General features: G+C 42.2%; 24 protein-coding genes, 1 tRNA gene and 2 pseudogenes. 21 read left to right on the forward strand and 6 right to left on the reverse strand.

What is annotated here, in order from left to right; all coding sequences use genetic code 11:
- Positions 1-12 precede the first annotated feature (12 nt).
- On the forward strand, positions 13-843 hold the full coding sequence (locus tag JMN17_RS12125; RefSeq protein WP_087993358.1) for an undecaprenyl-diphosphate phosphatase: 831 nt from the start codon (positions 13-15) through the stop codon (positions 841-843).
- A 106-nt stretch (positions 844-949) separates the two neighbouring features.
- A tRNA-Ala gene (locus JMN17_RS12130) sits at positions 950-1,022 on the forward strand.
- A 112-nt stretch (positions 1,023-1,134) separates the two neighbouring features.
- Here JMN17_RS12130 and JMN17_RS12135 read toward each other — a convergent pair.
- From JMN17_RS12135 to JMN17_RS12150, 4 genes are all read right to left on the reverse strand, one after another.
- Positions 1,135-2,361: a tyrosine-type recombinase/integrase gene (locus JMN17_RS12135; RefSeq protein WP_202328163.1), complete on the reverse strand. Its 1,227-nt coding sequence runs from the start codon at positions 2,359-2,361 to the stop codon at positions 1,135-1,137.
- Between the two features lie 17 nt (positions 2,362-2,378).
- Positions 2,379-2,885: an ImmA/IrrE family metallo-endopeptidase gene (locus tag JMN17_RS12140; protein WP_202328164.1), complete on the reverse strand. Its 507-nt coding sequence runs from the start codon at positions 2,883-2,885 to the stop codon at positions 2,379-2,381.
- Between the two features lie 70 nt (positions 2,886-2,955).
- The gene (locus tag JMN17_RS12145) at positions 2,956-3,303 is read right to left on the reverse strand and encodes a DUF4064 domain-containing protein (RefSeq protein WP_163226422.1); all 348 of its coding nucleotides are present in this window, start codon (positions 3,301-3,303) and stop codon (positions 2,956-2,958) included.
- A gap of 12 nt (positions 3,304-3,315) precedes the next feature.
- Positions 3,316-3,789 carry a hypothetical protein gene (locus JMN17_RS12150; protein ID WP_207194137.1) on the reverse strand — a complete coding sequence of 158 codons (474 nt, stop codon included), beginning with the start codon at positions 3,787-3,789 and terminating at the stop codon, positions 3,316-3,318.
- 1 nt (position 3,790) lies between these two features.
- Here JMN17_RS12150 and JMN17_RS12155 point away from each other — a divergent pair.
- The 12 genes and pseudogenes from JMN17_RS12155 to JMN17_RS12210 all read left to right on the forward strand — a co-directional run.
- Positions 3,791-4,312 (forward strand): annotated as a pseudogene (locus tag JMN17_RS12155) (hypothetical protein); the annotation flags it as partial.
- Complete coding sequence (locus JMN17_RS12160) at positions 4,272-5,069, forward strand: PD-(D/E)XK nuclease-like domain-containing protein (protein WP_313886379.1); 798 nt, start codon at positions 4,272-4,274, stop codon at positions 5,067-5,069. The pseudogene JMN17_RS12155 and the gene JMN17_RS12160, both read left to right, overlap by 41 nt.
- Before the next feature lie 197 nt (positions 5,070-5,266).
- Positions 5,267-5,976, forward strand: a pseudogene (locus JMN17_RS12165) (DnaD domain protein).
- Positions 5,861-6,808: an ATP-binding protein gene (locus tag JMN17_RS12170; RefSeq protein ID WP_202328166.1), complete on the forward strand. Its 948-nt coding sequence runs from the start codon at positions 5,861-5,863 to the stop codon at positions 6,806-6,808. Before JMN17_RS12165 ends, JMN17_RS12170 begins: the two are co-directional and overlap by 116 nt.
- Before the next feature lie 26 nt (positions 6,809-6,834).
- On the forward strand, positions 6,835-6,948 hold the full coding sequence (locus JMN17_RS12175) for a hypothetical protein (RefSeq protein ID WP_445291679.1): 114 nt from the start codon (positions 6,835-6,837) through the stop codon (positions 6,946-6,948).
- Positions 6,949-7,041: 93 nt separating this feature from the next.
- The gene (locus JMN17_RS12180) at positions 7,042-7,491 is read left to right on the forward strand and encodes a YopX family protein (RefSeq protein WP_202328168.1); all 450 of its coding nucleotides are present in this window, start codon (positions 7,042-7,044) and stop codon (positions 7,489-7,491) included.
- Entirely contained in the window at positions 7,478-7,936 is a 459-nt protein-coding gene (locus tag JMN17_RS12185) for a DUF1064 domain-containing protein (RefSeq protein ID WP_202328169.1), read from the forward strand. Before JMN17_RS12180 ends, JMN17_RS12185 begins: the two co-directional genes overlap by 14 nt.
- Before the next feature lie 375 nt (positions 7,937-8,311).
- Positions 8,312-8,515 (forward strand): XtrA/YqaO family protein, encoded by a 204-nt coding sequence (locus JMN17_RS12190; protein WP_130573137.1) that lies wholly within the window; start codon positions 8,312-8,314, stop codon positions 8,513-8,515.
- A gap of 35 nt (positions 8,516-8,550) precedes the next feature.
- A complete protein-coding gene (locus JMN17_RS12195; protein ID WP_202328170.1) occupies positions 8,551-8,835 on the forward strand; it encodes a hypothetical protein in 285 nt (94 codons plus the stop codon).
- A complete protein-coding gene (locus JMN17_RS12200; protein WP_202328171.1) occupies positions 8,832-9,059 on the forward strand; it encodes a hypothetical protein in 228 nt (75 codons plus the stop codon). The genes JMN17_RS12195 and JMN17_RS12200 overlap by 4 nt, the downstream gene beginning before the upstream one ends.
- Positions 9,056-9,313: a hypothetical protein gene (locus tag JMN17_RS12205; RefSeq protein ID WP_202328172.1), complete on the forward strand. Its 258-nt coding sequence runs from the start codon at positions 9,056-9,058 to the stop codon at positions 9,311-9,313. The genes JMN17_RS12200 and JMN17_RS12205 overlap by 4 nt, the downstream gene beginning before the upstream one ends.
- Before the next feature lie 3 nt (positions 9,314-9,316).
- The gene (locus JMN17_RS12210; RefSeq protein ID WP_202328173.1) at positions 9,317-9,727 is read left to right on the forward strand and encodes a hypothetical protein; all 411 of its coding nucleotides are present in this window, start codon (positions 9,317-9,319) and stop codon (positions 9,725-9,727) included.
- 103 nt (positions 9,728-9,830) lie between these two features.
- Here JMN17_RS12210 and JMN17_RS12215 read toward each other — a convergent pair whose 3' ends face one another.
- A complete protein-coding gene (locus tag JMN17_RS12215) occupies positions 9,831-10,100 on the reverse strand; it encodes a hypothetical protein (RefSeq protein WP_063335578.1) in 270 nt (89 codons plus the stop codon).
- 401 nt (positions 10,101-10,501) lie between these two features.
- Between JMN17_RS12215 and JMN17_RS12220 the strand changes: the two genes are divergently transcribed.
- The 5 genes from JMN17_RS12220 to JMN17_RS12240 are packed head-to-tail and all read left to right on the forward strand — an operon-like array spanning position 10,502 to position 12,263.
- Positions 10,502-11,158 carry a dUTP diphosphatase gene (locus tag JMN17_RS12220; RefSeq protein ID WP_202328174.1) on the forward strand — a complete coding sequence of 219 codons (657 nt, stop codon included), beginning with the start codon at positions 10,502-10,504 and terminating at the stop codon, positions 11,156-11,158.
- The gene (locus JMN17_RS12225) at positions 11,158-11,541 is read left to right on the forward strand and encodes a YopX family protein (protein ID WP_202328175.1); all 384 of its coding nucleotides are present in this window, start codon (positions 11,158-11,160) and stop codon (positions 11,539-11,541) included. Before JMN17_RS12220 ends, JMN17_RS12225 begins: the two co-directional genes overlap by 1 nt.
- A complete protein-coding gene (locus JMN17_RS12230; protein ID WP_202328176.1) occupies positions 11,538-11,765 on the forward strand; it encodes a hypothetical protein in 228 nt (75 codons plus the stop codon). The genes JMN17_RS12225 and JMN17_RS12230 overlap by 4 nt, the downstream gene beginning before the upstream one ends.
- Positions 11,762-12,073 (forward strand): hypothetical protein, encoded by a 312-nt coding sequence (locus JMN17_RS12235; protein WP_202328177.1) that lies wholly within the window; start codon positions 11,762-11,764, stop codon positions 12,071-12,073. The genes JMN17_RS12230 and JMN17_RS12235 overlap by 4 nt, the downstream gene beginning before the upstream one ends.
- Before the next feature lie 13 nt (positions 12,074-12,086).
- The gene (locus JMN17_RS12240) at positions 12,087-12,263 is read left to right on the forward strand and encodes a hypothetical protein (protein ID WP_202328178.1); all 177 of its coding nucleotides are present in this window, start codon (positions 12,087-12,089) and stop codon (positions 12,261-12,263) included.
- Positions 12,264-12,546: 283 nt separating this feature from the next.
- Here JMN17_RS12240 and JMN17_RS12245 read toward each other — a convergent pair whose 3' ends face one another.
- The gene (locus JMN17_RS12245; RefSeq protein ID WP_202328179.1) at positions 12,547-12,912 is read right to left on the reverse strand and encodes a hypothetical protein; all 366 of its coding nucleotides are present in this window, start codon (positions 12,910-12,912) and stop codon (positions 12,547-12,549) included.
- A gap of 203 nt (positions 12,913-13,115) precedes the next feature.
- Between JMN17_RS12245 and JMN17_RS12250 the strand changes: the two genes are divergently transcribed.
- Together JMN17_RS12250 and JMN17_RS12255 are read left to right on the forward strand one after the other, a co-directional pair.
- Positions 13,116-13,247 carry a hypothetical protein gene (locus JMN17_RS12250; protein ID WP_202328180.1) on the forward strand — a complete coding sequence of 44 codons (132 nt, stop codon included), beginning with the start codon at positions 13,116-13,118 and terminating at the stop codon, positions 13,245-13,247.
- A 13-nt stretch (positions 13,248-13,260) separates the two neighbouring features.
- Entirely contained in the window at positions 13,261-13,722 is a 462-nt protein-coding gene (locus JMN17_RS12255; protein WP_041850216.1) for a sigma-70 family RNA polymerase sigma factor, read from the forward strand.
- Positions 13,723-13,935 lie beyond the last annotated feature (213 nt).

A 13,935-nucleotide genomic window follows, 5' to 3' on the forward strand; every position in this document is an offset into this window, starting at 1 on the left:
GAGAATCAAATCATGACTCTATGGGAATTGTTTGTAGCTGCCATCTTAGGGATCGTAGAAGGGTTAACAGAGTACGCGCCGGTTTCTTCGACAGGACATATGATCATAGTAGACGATATCTGGCTTAAATCAAGCAATCTGATGTCAGAAGAAGCTGCCAACTCATTCAAAGTGGTGATTCAGCTTGGTTCTATTTTAGCAGTGGCCATCGTGTTTAAAGACCGGATTTTGAATTTGCTCGGCCTGAAAAAGAATATTACCAGCGACCAGAAGCAGGGACATAAATTAAGCATTGCACAAATTGCAGTCGGACTTGTGCCTGCAGCTGTTCTCGGCTTTTTGTTTGAGGATTACATTGATGAATATTTATTTTCTGTTCAAACTGTAGCCGTGGGTTTAATCGCCGGGGCAGTCCTGATGCTTTTTGCTGATTGGGTGAATAAACGGAAAGTTGCAACAGACACCCTCGACCGCATTTCCTATAAGCAGGCGATAGGAGTCGGCTTATTTCAATGTCTTGCCCTGTGGCCGGGTTTCTCGCGTTCCGGTTCAACCATTTCCGGAGGCGTTATTCTTGGATTGAACCATCGCGCGGCAGCCGACTTTACGTTTATTATGGCGATGCCGATCATGATGGGAGCAAGCTTTTTAAGCCTTGTGAAGCACTGGGACAGTTTAAGCTCGGATCTGTTGCCGTTTTTCATCGTCGGCTTTATCTGCGCCTTTGTTGTCGCGCTGTTTGTCGTCCGTTTCTTCTTAAAACTGATTAACAAAATCAAACTCGTCCCCTTTGCAATCTACCGAATCATCCTCGGTGTGATTTTACTTTTAATCATGATGTAAACCCAAAAATAAGGCTCTTCCGGAGCCTTATTTTTTCTGACATTTCAAGAGGGAACAGCTTGTTTTTCAAAAAAAAATCATCTATAATAAATATGACGTTACATACGGGGCCATAGCTCAGCTGGGAGAGCGCTACACTGGCAGTGTAGAGGTCAGGGGTTCGAGCCCCCTTGGCTCCATACCTTTGAACCCTTATTCTATAAGGGTTTTTTTGTTTGTCAGGAACAGAGCCAATTACCCAAAAAAGCAATTGGGGACAAATTGGGGACCAAAATTTTATTTTGGGGTCATTTAGTTGCTTTTCACCTTCAAATTAGGATTAAATTGATCAAAATATTGAGCTGTCTCATTTTCAAGTTTTTCGGTAACATGGCCGTAAATATCAGATGTTATTCTTCTACTTGCGTGACCGGCACGTTTTTGAATTGCACTCATATTTTCACCGGCTTCTATAAGGATAGCCACCATCGTATGCCGCAGATCATGGAGCCTAATATCTTTTAGTCCATACTTCTTTTTTATTTTTGCCCACTTTGCAGTGGGGGTAGTGTAGTAATATGGCTTTCCTATTCCATTATGAAAGATGTATTGATTGTCCTCACCTTCCCAGGCATCACCGAGCATAAGTTTTTCCTTCTTCCACATGCGATAATACTTTGCTAAATCCTCCATATAGAAATCTGGCATTTTAACAAAACGTTTTGAGCTGCGAGATTTAGGTGCTTTTACAAGCGGCTGTCCGTTGACTGTTTTAGAGATTGAGCGATTTACATAGAAGCCGCCTCTGTTCCAATCCACATCCAAGTGCCATTGAAAGGCAAGTCCTTCACCACGCCGTAAACCGCCGATCATTGCACCCAAAAAGTACAAACGCCATTTTATATCAATTTCGTATAAAACCCGGATACATTCTTCTGCTTCATCAGTCTGAAAATATTGCATTTCTTTTGGTTCCACATGTGGCTGACTTAATCCCTCCATAGGATTGTCTTTAATGAGTTTCCATTCTTCTGTGGCTGTCTTGAAGATTGCCTGTAACGTTTGAAATACATCAAGAATCGTTCTATCACCAAGCCCGCCAGACTTTCCATCTTTTCGAGCCCCATCTTTAGATAAATCATCTATAAAATCAACAATGTGTAAGGTTTTTATTTTATCTATTTGTTTATGTCCAAATGCAGGGAGGATGTGGTTGTGTAAGTGAGTTGAGTATTTTTCGGATGCTTTATAAGAGTAAGGTTTTCCACTTTTATTAAAGAGTTTCTTTTCAACCCATTTCCCTGCAAATGATTCGAATGTAGCTTTTTCAGGAGCAATATACTCGCCAGCCTCTACTTCAATTCTGAAACGGTGCAGCTGATCCTCGAGGTACTCCTGTAATTTCCGTTTAGACTTTAATATTTTTGGATCTTCGATACGAATCGATTTCTTTCTTCTATCCCTTTTTCCGTTTGCGTCATAACCATTTTCGACAATTAACCTAAAAGATTTTTCACTGCGTCTTTCAATACTAGCCATGTGGCTACCTCCTTGTTCTAATAATTTAGTTGATAGAGCTTTTGATGCCAGAGAATAGAAAACTGTTTTCTTTTGTACATTTCAAGCCGTTTAGCTGCGAAAGGATATGTGACGTTAAAGGTATCCCCAATTAACTTTATAGCCTCTGATTGCATGCGCGGCAACGAAATCTTTTCGAGCATGAACGTCGGTACACAAAAGTGATACATGAAACTATTAGCTTGGTACTCTTGCAGTTGGCGGAACATACGATTCATATTGAATTGGTTTCCGCAATGTTTAATCACATGCCCGAGTTCATGAACAAAGTCCTCCCATTGCTGTTGACGAGAAGCACTTGAATCCAAAACCATGCTATAAAGACCATTTATACAAAACATGCTGCTGCCTTTTCTTTCATAGTGAATCCAAATCTGAAAAGCAGCCGCAATCCGTTCCATGTCAACCTCTTCAGGAGTAAGCATATTCAATTTTGTATAAATCTTCTTTACTTCTTCTTCTAGATGAGATAACTGAATTGTCATAGTAGCACCACCTGATGGGAATGTATGTTCTGTTTTAGTGTGAAAGAAAAGCCCTCTGAAGGGCTCTTCGTTACGCTGCTGTTGTCTGAGATTTGTCTTTTCTAACGAGTCCCATGATTCCAGGGATAATAAGAAGTACAGCAGGCAGTAAGTAGAATAAAGAGATACAAATCAGACCACCGACACCGGAAATGATGAGTAAAATTCCGCCCAATTTTGCTTTCTTTCTAACAATTACAGAAGCAACAATACCAAGGATGGAGAGAAAGATAGCGCCCCAACCTAAACCGATAATATCACTTGTGCCAGATGAGTTAAAAGAGGCGTCAAGACCACCAACGATTAACGCCAAAAAGGCTCCAATAAAACCAAAAATACCGCCAATCAGACCTAAAACAAATTCAGTTGTTCTTTTCAGTTCAAAATCTCCTTACTTAACTGGTACTGTGATTGAAACTGCTTTGTTATTCATGAAGTCATCAGTTGTAACATCACCGAAGTTCAATTTAATTTCTTTAACACTATCAACATCGATTTCTTTACCATCAGGAGCTGAAAACTCAAGAACTCCTTCTTGTTTAACGCCGCCTTGAACATCACCGCCAACTTCTCCATCAGTCAAGAACATGTTTGCAGATAATTGCATGCTGCCGATAACTGCATTACCTTGGTCTGGATAGAATGTCAGAACCTTGTCAGTAGTATTTTCAATGTTTATTCCGACGTTTATTTTGTCTTTCATGATTTTCACATCGCCCAGGTTAACTTTCATTCCCAGAGCTTCAGCAGATTGTTTGCTCGCATCGACTTTTTTAGAGCCGTCATCTTTAGTCTCTTCAGTTTTTTTGTCTTTTGAATCACTGCCCCCTGTAGAGACATCATCCGTCGAGCTACATGCTGCCAACGCTAAACACGAAAGAAAGGCAAAGGGAAAGATCACAAAACTAGATGATCCACGCGATATTTACGAAATGGTTGCCAACCAAGGAGCTCGACGTGTCCGGGCTTGTATTCTCGGTGTCATACCTGGTGACATTGTCGATGCTGCGGTTGATATGTGTCAAAAAACTTTGATTAGTGGATATAAAGAGCCTTTGGAAGATCGTCTCAGAAGCGCGCTGTCTCTCTTTAAAAAAGAGTTTGGTGTTACTAAGGAAATGATTCAGGAGTACATCGGTAGCAATTTAGATGAATTCACAGAGCAAGACTTTCTCAAAATAGGCCGCATTTATACAGCGCTTCGTGACGGTATGGCAAAGAAGGAAGATCACTTCAATACCAAGGCTACAGGTGCAACAAAATCAAAGGCTGAGGAAGAGTTCAAAAAGCAAAAAGAGCAAGCCGACAAGCCTGTTGATAGCAAAGAAAAGGCGGGTGATCCTGCTAATGCGGCTACCGGCGCTAAACAAGGAGAACTATTATTCTAACGAGATTGATAGATACTACATGTCGAACTCTCAATATAAAAGCTTTCTTCAATGTGAGGCAGCAACAATGGCAAAGATTAACGGAGAATGGACGCCCCCAACATCGGAGGCCCTTCTCTTCGGTCAATACGTTCATGCCTGGCTTGAAGGTGAACAGGCTTTTGATGAATTTAAGAAGAACACACCTTCACTATTTACTCAGAAAGGCCAACTGTACAAGCAGTATCAGTTAGCTAATTTGATGATTGAGGCAATTCAACATGATGATCTCTGTATGTTTGTTCTTCAAGGAGAAAAGGAAGTCATCGTAACTGCTGAATTGTTCGGTGTTCCGTGGAAAGGAAAGCTGGACGTATACAACCCAGTTGGCGGCCGTTTCTCCGATCTAAAAACAGCAAGGTCATTGCGGGAGAAAGTCTGGGACCCGGAAATAGGATATTGCTCATTTGTTGAGGCATACGGATACATCGCTCAGATGGCGCTTTACGCAGAAATTGAAAAACGGATGACAGGGCGTAACGAATGGCTTGAACCCCTGATCGTTGGAGTGTCTAAAGAAGACCCACCGGACAAAGCGGTTATCAATATAGACGAGGGCCGAATGGAAGTAGAGCTCGAAGAAATTGAAAAGAGAATGGAGCGCATTATTCAGGTTAAATACGGCGGAGAGAAGCCCTTACGGTGTGAAAAATGCAAGTATTGCCGTGCCACTAATCAACTGAACAGCATCATACATTTTTCGGAGTTGGTTAGCTGATGGAAAGGGAAGTGATCAAGGTTCCTATCCCCCACTGTTATGTCTGGCTTGTGAAGACTGTCCGACGAGATATGCGAAAAGACTTGTACACCAGGTATGTCACTGACTTTCTCAAGACAAACGAGCCGTCTCTCAGATTGGTAGAAATAGATTTTAAGGCACTGACAGCCCTGTGTGAAAGGAAGTAGGTGAGCGGCATGGATATGGAAGGTTGGGGTTATGTTATTGTCCCTTCTCGCCAATTTACAAACAGGCGCGAAAAGATGATTTATATGTGCTTACTCGAAGAGGCTGCTTTCGCACCATTTGGATCTCTAAAGATTGGAGAAGCGATGATCAACGTTGCTGAATTGGCGAGAGAAGCTTCCATTGACGTAAAGAAGGTGCGTTATTCGCTCAGTAAGTTAGAAGAATCAGGCTTTATTAAAACGAGGCGCTTGAAGCAGAACAAAGGGATTATTGTCACCATTGTTGATTATGTAAAGCTTCAAAACACCAAGAATTACGGGAAGAAATCGGAGCCGGCACAGGACGAAACGCCAGCACAAGAAACACAGGAGGTTGATCCAAAAATGAAAAATGCTTTTGAGCTATTTGAAAATAAGGTCGCTCGTTCTATCGGCTCCATTGAGGCGCAAAGAATCGGCTACATGGTGGATGATTACGGCGAAGAGAAGGTCATGGAGGCTATGAAACTAGCCTTCAGAAATAAAGGCAGCAACGTTGGCTTGAACTACATTGAGGCGATCCTCTCCAACCCATTAAGCCAAAGAGAAAGGAGAAACAACAGTATGGCAATAAACAAAGCAGTCAGTATAGACACAGCGTTCCAAGCAATGATGAAGGGTCTACAAGCAAGATCGCGTTCCTGGGAAACAGAACAGGCCGCATCAGAAGAAAAGGTTGAATATGAATGCTCTGAGTGCAAGGATCGCGGCGTTGTGATCTACCGCATCCACAAAGACACTGAGCTGCGGTTGAGAAAAGAACACAAGCCATTGGACAGCCTATCACTTGATGAAATGGTTCTTGAAGATGATTACCTTGCAGGAAAGGTTTGCACGCCGGATAAGGCTCGGGAATGGAAAACGACGTATTCCAAACAATGTGAGTGTGTGAAACAAAAGAAAATAGCGAAGCTCATGGCAGCCAGCGGCATTACAGAAAAATTCGAAAAGCTGCTGTTCGGCAACTTCAAATTAAACGGTAAGCCCCAAATGATCAAAGATGCCTATGAATGTGCGGTCGAATACTTCAAAGACTTTGAAAAGATCAAGGGAGAGCGTGCCAATAGCATTGCTCTGCTGGGACAGCCGGGCAGCGGCAAAACGCATCTGTTAACGGCCATCATGAACAATCTCATTAAGAAGAAATCCACTTACTGCCTGTACTTTCCTTACGTTGAGGGAATGAGTGATCTGAAAAATGACTTTGACCAGCTTGAAACAAAGCTGAACGCCATGAGAAAAGCAGATGTGCTGTTCATTGATGACTTATTCAAGCCAGTTGATGGGAAGCCTAGGGCAACCGAATGGCAAGTCGAACAGATCCAGTCAGTTGTGAATTATCGCTACCTGAACCATAAGCCTCTGCTTGTCTCTTCTGAGCTCACAACGGACGATCTGCTGGACGTTGACGAGGCGCTCGGGTCACGGATTTACCAGATGTGCAAGTATTACACGGTGATCATTCAGGGCAACCGGATGGAATTAAATCATAGATTGGGTGATTGGGATTGAACGAGAAAACGAACGTTATAGGATCCATGGGCATATATTTGTTCGGGCCTGCTGAACAAAAGGGCGGCAAGGACCTCACACCGGCTATTCGGATGCTTGAGGAAAAGATCAGACAAATGGAGCTGATGCGCAGTGCTTAAAGCGGTTATACTGCTGCCGGCCATCATACTGACGGCACCAGCAAAAGAAAAGCAGATTCAGCGATGGGAAGAAAATGACGGGAGGTAAGGATAATGAGGGAAATCAAGTTTCGTGCTTGGGATGAAAACTCTCAAGAGATGATCTATGAAGTAGGGATTACACCAGAGGGCATACCTTATTCAATTCCAGAAAATGCAGAGGGTTGTGATCAATTTAATTATTTTCTGACTTGCCACAAAATGCAATACACCGGATTAAAGGACAAGAACGGTCGGGAGATTTATGAGGGAGATATCTTGGAAGAAACGTGTGAATTATATACTAATTTCGGAAAAACACCTACAGGTCGATTTCACACTTCATATGTTAAGGTCATTTGGATTGATGAGGGCTGGGGATACGAAGTTATCAATAATAACGGTAAAGGTTTAATTAACGGATATAAAACACAAGGTCTGAAGACAACTGCAAAATATTCAGTAGTGTACGGCAATATCTATGAAGATCCTGAACTTTTGGAGGCTTCACATGCCAGCAAATAAATACGGCGCCAGAAAAACACAGGTGGACGGCATCACGTTCGACAGCCGAGCCGAAGCCAAATACTATGAGCAGCTTAAATGGCTCAAGGTGAGTAGGCAGATCAAAGATTTTAAGCTACAGCCACGGTTCCTGCTGCAAGAGGCATTCAAAAAGAACGGCAAAACTTTTCGGAAGATTGAATATATTGCAGACTTTGAGGTTCATAACCTTGACGGCAGCATCGAGATCATTGACATCAAGGGCGTGGAAACAAAGGAATTTGCCATCAAACGCAAGTTGTATGAGCGGCTTTACGATACGCCACTCAAGGTGCTGGCTCTGGATAAGTCACTCGGCTTCATCGAGCTGGACAAGCTGAAAAAACTCAAAAGAAAGGCGGGAAAGTCCACTGTTAAACGTGGTAATCGCAGACGATCGGCCGTTGTGGGTGCAGGAAGAAGATAAGCTCATGGCCTGTATGACACGTTGCTCTCAGTTTAAGGCATGCGCCAGCCGAATGGGTTCTGATTGTAAGAAGCTCGGCGGCACGGAAATTCCCAAAATCAATTCAGGAGGTAGATACCATGGAACAGCAAAGCATCCAATCCTTACAAGCCAGGACCGGTTGAAGAGTGGAAGATGACACCGGAACAGCTGGCAGAATACGTGAAGAAACATCCGATCGTCTACCGGGAGGATCTGAAACCATCACCAGCATTTACGATGGCCGGATGGAAACCGGATCACTAATAAACACAAAAAAGCACCGAAGCGCTTGGCCCCGATGCTCTGATATGAACTGGTACTTCTATCATAGCACATGCACAGGGGGCGCGCTAGGTGAACAAACCACAGGAAATTAATTTAAGCAAAGATATAACAATTGAACAGGCAATTAAGCCGGGCAAAATACAGATTCTTATTTTAGATGGGAATGAGGGCACTGCACATGTCCTTGAAGCCCCAGAACACGGAGAAACAATCATTCAAACAATTAAGGGCGGTCTGTCTCGTTTAGATTATAGGATCGGCCACAAATTCTAATAGCAGGGGCTTTCCCCTGCGGGGGAGGAACGGACATGAAAGAGAGAATTGAACGTCTAAAAAAACTGACATACATTCCGCAGAATGAAATTGCTTGGCTTATTGAGCAAGCTGAACTGTCTGTTAAGCAGCAGGAAATCATTGAGGAAAACAAGCGCCAGCAGGAAGTAACGGTTCATCAGTTCCGGCAGGCACAAGAAGAGATTCAGCATCTTAGCGGAGATAGGAAACGATACAAAAAGGCTTTAGAGAAGATCATTACCAATCTCAATTTTGCGATAACAGTTGCCCAAAACGAATTGGAGGGTGATGCGAAATGAATGAGTTATCAGATAAACAAACTTGCCCGTACTGCGATTATACAGAAGAAGATTCCTACTCTAATTGGGATTCAGACAGTGACGGAATTGTAACATGCACGAGTTGCTATAAGGAATACTTTTCATTGCCTCACTATCATTTTGAGGGGTGGCAAGTTGAAAGAATTTGTGAAGAGTGCGGACATGAAGAAAGCGAATGCTTTTGCGAGGGGGAAGAAGAATGATCCCTTTACAAGTTGAGCTGCAGAGGGCAGTCAAATCTACGAAAGACGAAGCGATGACCATTTACGAGGCGGCCGAACACTTAAAGGTTAATGTCGAGGAAGTGCCTATGATCGTTGCTCAGGCTGATGATCTGAAAATGATAGGCAATGACGCAATTATTGCAAAAAGAGACAAGACAAATGGCTGGCTGATTGGGGCGATGGTTTTGGTTTTATTCTTTGGAATTGCAGTTTTTCCGGGGATAGGGGGTTAAGGTATGGCGACAACTGAGCAAATAAAACGCATGAACGATATTAATGATCTGATAAAGCTTATCGCAAGCATAGACAGACGTATTTTCTATTGTAAGTCAAAGGATCGGGTAGCGTATTTCAGATTTAGAACAAAGCTGTTCTTCGTTGACGATTACACAGGGGAAGATGTTTATCCGTACCAATTAGGCTATAGAGCAAATGGGTTTTCACATGGCGGTAATATGTGGGAGCTAATCAATAGCTTTAGACATTTTATCATCACAGGGAAATACGGTGAATTAAGAGATTATAAAGAAATTTGGGCTTACAGCTATGAAGGATGTATGAAAATCCGTCAGAAGGCAAAAGAAATAGGGTTTATAGAGAGTGTTGATTACGCCTACAGCTTTGATGAATGGGCGAATAGTAAATGATCGAATACAGCTGCCCTGAATGTGATTACTGCAAATCAGAAAGGGAACAGGAGTTGTCCACAAAAAAGAGATAAGAGGAAAACCTCTTATCTCTCAGACACTTTTAATACCAACCTTGATATAAGCCAGTCCATGTGCCGTCATTGTTCTGCCAGGCATCTTTTAAATAGTATTTAACCCCAGCAAATACTGTTACATCGGCAAGTTCTCCGCGAGTGTTAGCTGTGAGATAGATAGTTTTTATCTCAGCTTGAGGAGTTACTGCCTTCTGATTAGTGCTATCTACAGTAGGGGTTGCAGCAAAAGCAGGAGCAGCGGAAACGAGTAAAGCAAGGGACAATGCAGAACCAGTTAAAACTTTTTTCAATTTCATTTTTAAACACTCCTTTGTTTTTAATACAACTGTATTATTACATGAAATGAAAAAATATCCAAGGGAATTTTTGTTAATAATTTGTGAACTTAGTTTAAATATATAAATCCGCCCAGATGCATGCTGCCCGAAATGCGGCTGCAGCATGGGCGTTGAGGAGGAAATAGCGTGAATAAATTATGCTGTGAAACATGTGGATTGGATACTCATGAAAATACTTCGCCTATCTTTGAAAAGCCTTTAAGGTTAGCTTTTCGATCAGATATTAAACAGCTAAAACAAAACACTGGCGACCACCGAAAACAAGAAAATATTTGTCTCGACTGTTTCACTGCTGAATTGAAACAAGTTAGCAAGGGTTGTAAAACACGGTACAAGATTAGAGCAAAGGAGAGCGGACAATGAATCTACAAAAAATGTTCGAAATGCAAAAGGCGCTTGATGATCGGATCATCAAAGAGAAGGGGCTTGAGGGGCAGGACTTGCTGCCAAACCTTATTCTCGCTTTACAAGTGGAGCTGGCCGAGTGTGCCAATGAATGGCGCGGCTTTAAGCATTGGAGTAATAACAGGGAGCCACGTACGAAAATAGAGCATTTTTGCCCAACATGCGAAGGCACTGGCGATGAAAATTATCAAATGAATTTAGATAGCTTGCTGGAAGGTCGGGGAGCTGAACCGTATTCAAAATGCCAGGACTGTAACGGTAGTGGAAAGATAGGTGAATCGAATCCATTGCTTGAGGAATACGTGGACTGCCTGCATTTTATCTTGAGCATTGGAAACCGGCTTGGCTGGAATGACACTGACACCATAGATGATGTAGTCGTACAGCATTTAATATCAGACAAAGGATTTGACACAGCAAAAACATTCTCCTGCTTGTTATCCATTGCTTATGGATTCCATTTTAGCAATGTGGAAAAGCGGACATATATCAGCTTGTTTACAACGTTCTTTGAATTAGGCAACAAGCTCGGCTTTAAATGGGAACAGATCGAAGCTGCTTACATGGACAAAAACGCCGTCAATCATCAACGGCAGCAGGAGGGGTATTGATGAACACAGCATACAGAGTTTGGGACGGCGAGAACATGCATTATTGGGATGATGAAGGGCTAAGTCTGGGAATTATCGGTACTCAGTGGGTTTTGTGGCGTAATGATAGATACGGTTTCCAGAATTGCATTACAGGAAGTCATGAGGAAGGATCGGTATTAATGTGGGGAACAGGGTTGAAGGATAAGAACGAAAAAATGATTTATGAATACGACATCGACATGATAGATAATGAACCGATGATCGTTGTTTATATAGATGGTCGGTTCGGATTGAAATACCCCGAAAATCACACTTATTTTGATGATTGTATAGCTTGGGATGAATGCGACATCAGAGGCGATGTTTATCAAAATCCTGAGTTATTGGAGGGCGCGGAATGAATGAAACAGTACCGTGTATCCAATGCGGAAAGACGACAGATGCATGCTGTGACGGTTACGAGTGCGGTTGTAAAGGGTTGCCTATTCATCCGCCTTTATGCGAAGAGTGCGAGAAGGATTTTTTTAAGGAGGGCGCTGAGACTATTAAGGGCGTAACCGATTATTTGGATGAATTTAAGGATGAGTGGGATCAAGGGGAAAAAGAAACGGAGGAGAAAGCATGAAAGCTTACAATTTTGAAGAAAAAATGACTGTGAAAGTAGGATTTCAAACTGTAGGAACATCGGCAGTCGAGGCATCTGAGGAATTTGATAGGCATCTAGCTCTATGGTCACTTGGGAAGCGGAATGGACTTGTTATCAATCAAGATGTCACATACGAACCAAAGGCAACGAGTAGACAACTGCCCGACCATCTTACATCAGATCATTTGCAACTCATTCGTTTCGGATATGACATAGACGAGGTATTGAAATACTCTGCTGAGGATGCAGAGGCTGAAATTGACGCACTCAAAAGCGAGGCTGAGTGATGGAGAGTTACCTATGATTCTCAGGGTACTGTTTCTGCTGATGGGATGCGGATTCTGGATCTATTTCCAACACGATTACCGGCCAGACATGAAAGCGAACCTTGCTTTGATCGGGGCAATCATTTCATTCACGGCTGCGGCTTACTTTAAAGATATTGATAAGTATATAGAGAAGAGGGAAGACAAGTGATAATAGCATTTAAAATTGCTCTCTTGCTGGTAATGATAATCTCTCTTATAGGAGTTATAGGCGAGGATAAGGATTCACAGCTGAGGAATCACTTAACAGCAATATGTATCACATCTATTATCGGCACCATTGCTACATACGTGCTGCTTTAACTAAATAAGTCCAAGACGGAAAGCCTGCGGACACTGAACAAATATCCTAATGATGTAAATTCAGTGTCCGGTTTTCACTTTCATGCAATGTGAGGCGGCTTGAAAACTCGTTTTCCTACTCGGAGGTAGTCTTAGTCTGATTCTTTTAATGTAAAGTTACCATCATCAATTGGAACGATGTTAACTTTAATAAAAGCCCTTTTTGAATAATGAGACGGATCTATAGGTATTGCATTAGTTTTGTGTAACCCACCAAGGGGATCAGTTGCAGTAACAGCATAGTTAAACGCTACATGATGCGGAGGTACTTTGAAAATTTCAACATAATCTCGTCTGCAATAACATTTATCAAAGGTGTCGTCTTCGTGGCAGGTCTGAGAAATCTTAGCAGGGAACATTCTAGTTTTTTCCTCACCATTAACAGTTATATGATATCTATCAACAAAAGCGTTACCTTTGATATACAAATAAATAATGAAGTCATTTGTAAGTGCCATAATTGATGCTCCTTTTTAAAAAAATCATATGTATTTTCTGTATTAATGAGTTAAATTATTCAAAATTAAAAAAGAAGTCCAAGACGGAAAGCCTGCGGACACTGAACTTACAGCATTATCGCTGTTTGTTTGGTGTCCGTTTTTTATTTCGCAACTATCTGGATGCCTATCGCGATTACAAACGGTGAAAGGAGTGATGAGACATGAAACAGTCCAAAAAGAAACCATCACAGAAGCAACAGGAGCGATCAGATCGTTTCTGGCAATCAATGATGAACACGAACGTGCAAACACTCAGACGTGGCAAAAGCGGCGCTTATAAACGCAGAAAGTAAAGGAGGAATTAATATGACAGATCAAATGATTGCATGGGAGATTGAGGAATGGATTCGTGATTATAAATTCATGCTCCGGGAGATCAAAAGGCTCAACCGTGTGTTGAACAAAGTAGACTTTATTAGCACAAAGCTCACTGCAACATACGGGGATGAAGCGGGCATGCCAAGGGGATCAGCAGGCGTCAGTCAGGCAGAATTGCGACAGATGGACCGAAGAGAAAGACGGCTTCACAAATATGAATCTATTGTGCATTACCTGGACAACGCCATGGAACACATCGAAGAAGAAAAGCACCGTATCGTTTATGATTGCATGATGGAGGGCATGAGCTACACTGCTATCGCAAACCACCTTGATTGCTCCCGGGATACCATCAGAAAGATCAAAACAGCCATAATCGGCAACATCGTCAATAAAGTCAAAGAAGCCAACTTTCTGCAATATTTGAACTCGTTTAAATCGGCGGTGTAAAATGGGAGGCAGGATCGGCGCGGCGGATTATTCCTGCGTCACCACCAATTTCGTACAATGAGTAAAACCTCCCAACGATAAGCGAGGATCAACTCAACTGGGAGACTTTACACAGTGAATTCGGGTGATAAAACAGCAGCGGTATTGCGTACAAATTAATATCCCCGACAAAATATGGTTTTATTCAACAGTTTCGTTCGACAAATTCTGCAA

Origin of the sequence: Bacillus sp. RHFS10 (genome assembly GCF_016757475.1) — a bacterium.
Classification (GTDB): Bacteria; Bacillota; Bacilli; order Bacillales; family Bacillaceae; genus Bacillus; species Bacillus subtilis_G.

Excerpts from the sequence above, each read along its gene's own strand:
- JMN17_RS12125 (WP_087993358.1), top strand. The coding sequence starts at position 13 with ATGACTCTATGGGAATTGTTTGTAGCTGCCATCTTAGGGATCGTAGAA.
- JMN17_RS12135 (WP_202328163.1), bottom strand. The coding sequence starts at position 2,361 with ATGGCTAGTATTGAAAGACGCAGTGAAAAATCTTTTAGGTTAATTGTC.
- JMN17_RS12140 (WP_202328164.1), bottom strand. The coding sequence starts at position 2,885 with ATGACAATTCAGTTATCTCATCTAGAAGAAGAAGTAAAGAAGATTTAT.
- JMN17_RS12160 (WP_313886379.1), top strand. The coding sequence starts at position 4,272 with ATGCGGCTACCGGCGCTAAACAAGGAGAACTATTATTCTAACGAGATT.
- JMN17_RS12170 (WP_202328166.1), top strand. The coding sequence starts at position 5,861 with ATGGCAATAAACAAAGCAGTCAGTATAGACACAGCGTTCCAAGCAATG.
- JMN17_RS12175 (WP_445291679.1), top strand. The coding sequence starts at position 6,835 with ATGGGCATATATTTGTTCGGGCCTGCTGAACAAAAGGGCGGCAAGGAC.
- JMN17_RS12180 (WP_202328168.1), top strand. The coding sequence starts at position 7,042 with ATGAGGGAAATCAAGTTTCGTGCTTGGGATGAAAACTCTCAAGAGATG.
- JMN17_RS12185 (WP_202328169.1), top strand. The coding sequence starts at position 7,478 with ATGCCAGCAAATAAATACGGCGCCAGAAAAACACAGGTGGACGGCATC.
- JMN17_RS12195 (WP_202328170.1), top strand. The coding sequence starts at position 8,551 with ATGAAAGAGAGAATTGAACGTCTAAAAAAACTGACATACATTCCGCAG.
- JMN17_RS12200 (WP_202328171.1), top strand. The coding sequence starts at position 8,832 with ATGAATGAGTTATCAGATAAACAAACTTGCCCGTACTGCGATTATACA.
- JMN17_RS12205 (WP_202328172.1), top strand. The coding sequence starts at position 9,056 with ATGATCCCTTTACAAGTTGAGCTGCAGAGGGCAGTCAAATCTACGAAA.
- JMN17_RS12210 (WP_202328173.1), top strand. The coding sequence starts at position 9,317 with ATGGCGACAACTGAGCAAATAAAACGCATGAACGATATTAATGATCTG.
- JMN17_RS12215 (WP_063335578.1), bottom strand. The coding sequence starts at position 10,100 with ATGAAATTGAAAAAAGTTTTAACTGGTTCTGCATTGTCCCTTGCTTTA.
- JMN17_RS12220 (WP_202328174.1), top strand. The coding sequence starts at position 10,502 with ATGAATCTACAAAAAATGTTCGAAATGCAAAAGGCGCTTGATGATCGG.
- JMN17_RS12225 (WP_202328175.1), top strand. The coding sequence starts at position 11,158 with ATGAACACAGCATACAGAGTTTGGGACGGCGAGAACATGCATTATTGG.
- JMN17_RS12230 (WP_202328176.1), top strand. The coding sequence starts at position 11,538 with ATGAATGAAACAGTACCGTGTATCCAATGCGGAAAGACGACAGATGCA.
- JMN17_RS12235 (WP_202328177.1), top strand. The coding sequence starts at position 11,762 with ATGAAAGCTTACAATTTTGAAGAAAAAATGACTGTGAAAGTAGGATTT.
- JMN17_RS12240 (WP_202328178.1), top strand. The coding sequence starts at position 12,087 with ATGATTCTCAGGGTACTGTTTCTGCTGATGGGATGCGGATTCTGGATC.
- JMN17_RS12245 (WP_202328179.1), bottom strand. The coding sequence starts at position 12,912 with ATGGCACTTACAAATGACTTCATTATTTATTTGTATATCAAAGGTAAC.
- JMN17_RS12250 (WP_202328180.1), top strand. The coding sequence starts at position 13,116 with ATGAAACAGTCCAAAAAGAAACCATCACAGAAGCAACAGGAGCGATCA.
- JMN17_RS12255 (WP_041850216.1), top strand. The coding sequence starts at position 13,261 with ATGACAGATCAAATGATTGCATGGGAGATTGAGGAATGGATTCGTGAT.